Below are 6,467 nucleotides of genomic sequence, written 5' to 3'. Positions count from 1 at the left end.
TTATCTACAAACATGCTATGCTCGGGTGCACAATAGATGTTTTTTCAAGTATTTATATGTTCTTTTTTGTGCACTTCGAGGTTGAAAGGGCCAAAGATAACCTCGAAAAAATTTATCTCGAGGTTATCTTTAAAAAGTTAGCTGTAAAGATGACCTAAATCTTCACCACCTGTTGTGCTTCTACCCAACATGGAAAAAGAAGGTTTTTTTCTTCTTCTAGATATGGTTTTTCTTTTTTTGGTGCTAGTGCTCTTTGCAGATTTTCTTCTAGTAGCTTTAGCTCTTTTTGGAGCTGCTTTCCTAGTTGTTTTGCTTTTAGCTTTAGCTCTTTTTGGAGCTGCTTTCCTAGTTGTTTTGCTTTTAGCTTTAGCTCTTTTTGGAGCTGCTTTCCTAGTTGTTTTGCTTTTAGCTGTTCTTTTTTTAGTTGCCGTCTTTCTTGTGGCCATAAAAAAGATTCCTCCTGTTAATTGTAAGTCCTATAGTAGGCTCAATATATTAACCCCTATAATTTTCACATTCTCAGGAAGAAAGTTTTTATTCAATAAAAAATCGTAGTTTTATTTAATAAATCGTAATTTTTTTATATTTTTATCATTTAAAAACAAAAAATCATAATTATTTATCAAAATTTATACAAAAAAATAATAAAAAACTGCGTACAAACAATTCATTGACACCTATTTTTAATTTAAGTTAAAAACAAGAAATGCAATTTTAATTGTTTAATAATGAGTACTATCGTTCACAAGGAGGATCTCTTGTCTTTAGATCATTTTGATGGAGAAAAGGTTCTTTTAACAGATCAAGAATGGAGAAAAAAGCTCTCCGTTGACCAATACGACATTCTTAGGCGAAAAGGAACAGAAAATGCTTTCCACAATAAGTACTATAACCTAAAAAAACAAGGGATTTATTTTTGTGCAGGCTGCTCTCTTCCTCTTTTTAGTTCAGATACCAAATACGATTCAGGAACAGGATGGCCTAGTTTTTGGGCGCCGATTATAGAAGAAAACCTCAGTTATCAAAAAGACACCAGTTTATTTAGCACAAGGACAGAGGTCCTCTGTAGTAGATGCGATGGACATCTGGGACATCTCTTTGATGATGGACCCAAACCAACGGGCAAAAGATATTGCCTAAACTCAGAAGCATTGCATTTTGAAGAAACAACTGGCTAAAACGCAATCATTGTAAAAATGGTTATACAGCCCGCTTAAATGATTTCTTGTATGTATTCTATGACTCCTTTACTAGAAGACTCTAAATATTTTTTCCAGCTAGGTCTTTGTTGATCATAAAGAGTTTTTATCTTCTGTTATCAGCAAAGAAAAGTCAGTTCTGGCATAGCTGCGGTTGCTATGATTATAAATGGATTAGGTTTTACGAATAGAAGGCTTTATTTGACTCATCAGTTTTTTGAAACTAAGCCGATAGAAAGGCTTTTAAGCCCAGAATTCGAAGCTAAAGATATCACAGAATATATAGTAGTGCTAATTCAAACGGCTAACTTAATGGGATTTAAGTCAACGACTTGAAACTTGTCGTTAATCCTATATTTTTCTATGCGATTGAATCGGAACCACTATATACTAGGGCATGCACTCGACGATATTGCAGATTACGGCGCCAAGCCAAGCTATTCGCTGCAGTAGCTTTTGGTGTTGCTTTAGACAATGATTTACTGGACCCTAAAAACCATCTTGATACAACAAGTCTTTTGGTTCACGGAGCATATAAAGTGTTTACCGGTTTTACCTTGGCCGTATAGCATTGATTGTAATCTATCGGTATGCCCCTCGCTCTTGGCACTAGAGCTTCCTAGAGGAGGAGTGGATTTACAAGAAGCAGCTCTGCGCGAATTACAAGAAGAAACGGGACTCGTAGCATCCTCTTTGCATTTTCTAGGCCAAGTAGCCCCCTGACAATGGAGTGCTCTCCTCTGTAATGCCGATTTTTTCTAGCAAAAATTTCTTCTCAAGGGGAATCTCAGACAGAATATGGAAAGGCGATTGCTGATGTGGTTTCTTTCACAAAAGGTGAATTGAAAGAAGGTCTGATGCAGGGATTTTTAGAGGTGCACATCCAAGGAGAGAAAAAACAAATTCCCCTTCGCGATCCGTTTTGACTTTTGCTTTGCTTCAGGCGGATCTTCGTAAATTGCTCTGAACACTTTTTGTCTTGCTCTTTAAAATCTGCCACTTCTACACTCACTCTCAAATGTGAGGATGCTTTGGAGGAGAAAAGCTTAAGGCTTACTATAAAGCGTTTTTTTTCTGGAACGCTTTTAAGCCGTATGAGTGGTATGGGACGCGATTTAGTGATGGCCTTTGCTTTTGGCGATCATGCATCGGTTGCTGCATTTATGGTAGCTTTTCGGCTCTCTAATTTATTAAGGCGTCTTTTAGGAGAAGGCCCTTTTCAATCAGCTTTTATCCCTCATTTTATGCAAATACATGTACAAGATAAATCTAGAGCAAATCGTTTTTTTTGTAAGTTAAGTCTTTTGCTCTCTTTATTACTAATAGGCTTTATCTTGCTGGCAGAAGGGGGCATTACCGCTTTTTTAACTTTGCCCATTTCAGATGCTAATCGTGAAATCTTAAAGCTAACGGCTTGGCTCCTACCAGGTCTTTTATTTATCTGTATGTACGGTCTTAATATTTCTGTTCTCAATTGTTATGAGTATTTTTTTATTCCTAGCTTTGCACCTTTTATCTGCAATATGATATGGATGCTAGCAGCTTTTTTATTACGTCATCAAGCTCCAGATCTAGCTATGCCATATTTAGCAAAGTGGGTTGCTATAGGTTTTTTTGGACAATGGCTAATTACTTTTGTGCCTACATTGAGGTGTGTTGGAGGTAATTGGAGACAGTGGTTTGATCTACAAATCCCAGAAGAGGTCCAAACATTAGCAAAGACGCTAAGTTTAAGCATCATCGGTGTGGGAGCTATGCAAATCAATTCCTTTGTTGATCCTCTATTCGCCAGATATATCGATGTAAAGGCTCCTACCTATCTTTGGTATTCCATTCGACTAGAGCAATTAGCCTTAGCTATTTTTGGAATTGCTTGTGTCAGTACAATCGTTCCTCGTCTTGCAAGATGTTTGAAAAATGGACAGATCGAACAAGCAAAAAACTTATTTAGTTTTAGTTATCAACGGATCATGATGGTGATGATCCCTTGTACTTTTGCCATTCTGGCAATCGGTACTAGTTCGGTTAACTTGTTATATGGCAGAGGAAACTTTTCCGAAATAGCGGTAGTAAAAACCACTTTTTGTCTTTGGGCATATAGTTTGGGTCTTGTTCCTAGCAGCTTAGTGCTTCTGTTCTCTGCGATTTTTTATGCACAGAATCATTTTCGTACACCGATGTTTCTCTCTGTTGCTACAGTTGCTGTTAATATCGTTTTAAATACCCTATTTGTATTTCAGTTGCAATTAGGTGTGATTAGCACTGCTTTGGCGACCAGCATAAGCGCCTACCTCAATTATTGGATTCTCTATAAATTTAGTCATAAAGCAGGATGGAAATCTCCTTTGTTTTTGCCTTTAATATTTAAAACCGTTTTTGCTAGTGCATTTGCAGCTCTTTGTGCTTTTGGGATTGGTTTCTTATTGAACTCTTCTTTAGGCTTAACTCGCCATGTATCCTCTCAGCTTTTATCTTTTTTCACACAAGCTTTTGCTTTTATCTTAGGCTTATTTTTCTATGCAAAGATCTGTAAACATAAAGAACTCTTAGACCTCTTCTCTGATTTCTTTTTGAAAACCTCTCCAGAAATAAAATAATTGTTGATTGCTTTAGCTAGATTGCTATGCTGATAAAAAAAAGTACTAGACATATCTTATGCTTACTAAAAAAAATCCTTACGGCTTAAATCCAAAATTGTTTTTCAAGCGCTTAACTCGTAATGTATCTATGGGTTTTTTTGATTATTTTAGGGTCTTTAAGTGGAGGTATGTTTGGATTTCATCACTTTGAGAAGATGGTTTGGATCGACGCTTATGAGAATGCTGCTATGCTCTTATTGGGCATGGGGCCTTTAGCAACTATAGAAACCAAAGGAGGAAAAATCTTTGCAGGCACTTACGCTCTTTTTAGCGGGACTGTTTTTCTGTTGGTTATTACAATTATTTTTGCTCTTGTAGTTCATCGTTTTTTTCATAAATTTCATATTGGAGAAGAAAAACTTGGCAAATAAAAAAGATCGGCCCAAATATCTGGTGTTGAAAAAATGGGGTAATTTTGAAATTAGGCAATATGAACCGCGCGTTATTGCAGAAACAAGGATTCAAAATGATTTCGAACAAGCTACCAAAGAAGGTTTTAATATTCTTGCAGCTTATATTTTTGGGCAAAATGCAACTAAATCCAAAATTGCTATGACAGCTCCTGTAGAACAAACAGAAGATTTAACACAAAAAAATTGGTTAATTGCTTTTAGCATGCCAATAAACTACAAGATTACAGATCTCCCCTCTCCTAAGGATCCTCGGATTCTTCTAAAACAGATAGAAACACAGAAAAGGGCAGCACTTGCTTTTTCAGGGTTTTGTACAGAAAAAAAAGCTACACAAAATACAAGATTGCTTTTAGAACTTATAGAACAGCATGGCTATTCCCCTACTGGTCCCTGTATTTTGGCAAGGTACGATCCTCCTTGGACAATTCCTTGCTTTCGTCATAATGAATTACTATTCGTGATTCACTAAAGTAATATAAAAATATTTTTTACAGAGTGGTTATGACAGTAGAAATTCTATCTCGTATGCAATTTGCCTTTACGTTGACCTTTCACTATATCTATCCCCCACTGAGCATTGGTCTTTCTTTAGCTTTGATTTTTATGGAAGGGATGTATCTAAAAACCAAGTTGAAAGTTTGGGAAGATATGACCAAATTCTGGCTAAAGATCTTTGCCTTAACTTTTGCTCTTGAAGTAGCAACAGGGATTCCTTTGCAATTTAGCTTAGGAACCAATTGGGCTAGATACTCTCGTTTTGTAGGAGATGTATTTGGTAGCGCTTTAAGTGCGGAAGGTTTTTTTGCTTTTTTAATTGAAGGGGGATTTTTAGGGCTTCTTCTCTTTGGTTGGAAAAAGGTTTCTTCTAACATCCATTTTCTATCGACAATTTTGGTGTCTTTTGGAGCGCATTTTAGTGCGTTTTGGATCGTAGCAGTTAACTCGTGGATGCAATATCCTGCAGGCTATGAATTAGTCACTCAACCAGATGGTACTGTTGTTGCTCAAGTGACCAACTGGGTTCAGATGTTGTTTAATCCCACAGCTATTGATCACATTATACATGTCCTCCTTTCTGCTTGGTTAACAGGGGCCTTTTTAATCATCAGCGTATCTGCCTATTATCTAATGAAAAAGCAGCATTATGAGTTTGCTGTGCGCTCCTTTAAATTAGGGGTTTTGATGGCGTTTATAACAGGTATTTTGCAACTCATCTCTGCAGATTTTCTAGCAAGAGATATTGCTAGGTACAATCCTGTTAAGCTCGCTGCTTTTGAAGGGGTTTTTGAAACAAAACCTTATACTCCCGCTTATGCTTTTGGTTGGGTAGATGTGGAAAAGCAAAAGGTTTATGGATTGCCTATTCCTGGACTACTGAGCTTTTTGGTGTATCGTGATTTTAAACCCACAGTGCTGGGCTTAAATGAGTTTCCTTACGAAGAATGGCCTTTAATCCAACCCGTCTTTCAGGTTTATCACCTGATGATTATTTGTTGGGGATTGATGATGTTTGCTTCTCTAATGGGTCTTTATATGTGGTGGAAGAGAAAGTGGGTATTAGCTCCTGTTCTACAATGGTTCTTGGTTCTATCGGTTATTCTGCCTCAGTTGGCTAATATAGCTGGTTGGTATTCTTCTTGCATAGGAAGACAGCTATGGCTTGTTCACAAACTATTAAAAACAAGTGAGGGGTTCTCTGAAACGGTAACCGTTGCGCAAAATCTTATTTCCTTCATTCTCTTTGTTATCGTCTATTTACTCTTCTTCGTTCTATTTCTATTCCTCCTCGATAAGAAGATCAAACACGGTCAAAATTTAACAGAAGATCAAGATCTCTATCGGGATCTCTATCTAAAGGACAAATCCTGATGAGCATGTTCATTTTGCAACATATTGCCCTCTTTATTTTTCTCTTCTCTGCTATTGCTTATGCAACATTGGATGGGTTCGATCTAGGATTTGGCTGTTTACATCTTTTTGCTAGAAAAGATGAAGAGCGCAGGTTTTTTTTAAATGCTATAGGTCCGGTATGGGATGGAAATTCTGTTTGGATTGTGATTTCAACAGGAATCCTCTTAGCAGGGTTTCCTAAGGTATTTGCTAGCTTGCTCTCTGGCTTATATATAGTGGTTCCGATTCAATCGTATAGAAAAATATTTTGTTTTGTGTTAAGCTATTGAGTATGAAAAAACTGATCCCTAGCCAGAGAGCTGACT

The 6,467-nt window shown here is 36.9% G+C and carries 9 protein-coding genes; 8 read left to right on the top strand and 1 reads right to left on the bottom strand.

Annotation, left to right across the window (positions count from 1 at the left end; genetic code table 11):
- Positions 1 to 137: 137 nt before the first annotated feature.
- Positions 138 to 446, bottom strand: a complete 309-nt coding sequence (locus tag RHOW815_RS06240; RefSeq protein WP_215217466.1) for a hypothetical protein — start codon at positions 444 to 446, stop codon at positions 138 to 140.
- Positions 447 to 758: 312 nt separating this feature from the next.
- Between RHOW815_RS06240 and msrB the strand changes: the two genes are divergently transcribed.
- From msrB to RHOW815_RS06200, 8 genes are all read left to right on the top strand, one after another.
- Complete coding sequence (gene msrB, locus RHOW815_RS06235; RefSeq protein WP_245397548.1) at positions 759 to 1,178, top strand: peptide-methionine (R)-S-oxide reductase MsrB; 420 nt, start codon at positions 759 to 761, stop codon at positions 1,176 to 1,178.
- Positions 1,179 to 1,307: 129 nt separating this feature from the next.
- A complete protein-coding gene (locus RHOW815_RS06230; RefSeq protein ID WP_256439922.1) occupies positions 1,308 to 1,535 on the top strand; it encodes a DUF4277 domain-containing protein in 228 nt (75 codons plus the stop codon).
- A gap of 138 nt (positions 1,536 to 1,673) precedes the next feature.
- Entirely contained in the window at positions 1,674 to 1,922 is a 249-nt protein-coding gene (locus RHOW815_RS09370) for an NUDIX domain-containing protein (RefSeq protein WP_215217463.1), read from the top strand.
- Positions 1,923 to 2,230: 308 nt separating this feature from the next.
- Complete coding sequence (gene murJ, locus RHOW815_RS06220) at positions 2,231 to 3,796, top strand: murein biosynthesis integral membrane protein MurJ (RefSeq protein ID WP_215217462.1); 1,566 nt, start codon at positions 2,231 to 2,233, stop codon at positions 3,794 to 3,796.
- Positions 3,797 to 3,918: 122 nt separating this feature from the next.
- Positions 3,919 to 4,209: a hypothetical protein gene (locus tag RHOW815_RS06215; RefSeq protein WP_245397547.1), complete on the top strand. Its 291-nt coding sequence runs from the start codon at positions 3,919 to 3,921 to the stop codon at positions 4,207 to 4,209.
- A complete protein-coding gene (locus RHOW815_RS06210; RefSeq protein ID WP_320412346.1) occupies positions 4,184 to 4,720 on the top strand; it encodes an SOUL family heme-binding protein in 537 nt (178 codons plus the stop codon). The genes RHOW815_RS06215 and RHOW815_RS06210 overlap by 26 nt, the downstream gene beginning before the upstream one ends.
- A gap of 32 nt (positions 4,721 to 4,752) precedes the next feature.
- A complete protein-coding gene (locus RHOW815_RS06205; protein ID WP_215217460.1) occupies positions 4,753 to 6,120 on the top strand; it encodes a cytochrome ubiquinol oxidase subunit I in 1,368 nt (455 codons plus the stop codon).
- Positions 6,120 to 6,431 carry a cytochrome d ubiquinol oxidase subunit II gene (locus RHOW815_RS06200; RefSeq protein ID WP_215217459.1) on the top strand — a complete coding sequence of 104 codons (312 nt, stop codon included), beginning with the start codon at positions 6,120 to 6,122 and terminating at the stop codon, positions 6,429 to 6,431. Before RHOW815_RS06205 ends, RHOW815_RS06200 begins: the two co-directional genes overlap by 1 nt.
- Positions 6,432 to 6,467 lie beyond the last annotated feature (36 nt).

It is taken from the genome of Candidatus Rhabdochlamydia sp. W815 (genome assembly GCF_018642185.1).
GTDB classification, from domain to species: domain Bacteria; phylum Chlamydiota; class Chlamydiia; order Chlamydiales; family Rhabdochlamydiaceae; genus Rhabdochlamydia; species Rhabdochlamydia oedothoracis.
Note: the sequence above shows the minus strand (reverse complement) of the source record. Positions and strands in the feature narration are given on the sequence as shown.

Coding starts and splice junctions, on each gene's coding strand:
- RHOW815_RS06240 (WP_215217466.1), bottom strand. CDS start 446: ATGGCCACAAGAAAGACGGCAACTAAAAAAAGAACAGCTAAAAGCAAA.
- RHOW815_RS06200 (WP_215217459.1), top strand. CDS start 6,120: ATGAGCATGTTCATTTTGCAACATATTGCCCTCTTTATTTTTCTCTTC.
- RHOW815_RS06215 (WP_245397547.1), top strand. CDS start 3,919: ATGTATCTATGGGTTTTTTTGATTATTTTAGGGTCTTTAAGTGGAGGT.
- RHOW815_RS09370 (WP_215217463.1), top strand. CDS start 1,674: ATGATTTACTGGACCCTAAAAACCATCTTGATACAACAAGTCTTTTGG.
- RHOW815_RS06205 (WP_215217460.1), top strand. CDS start 4,753: ATGACAGTAGAAATTCTATCTCGTATGCAATTTGCCTTTACGTTGACC.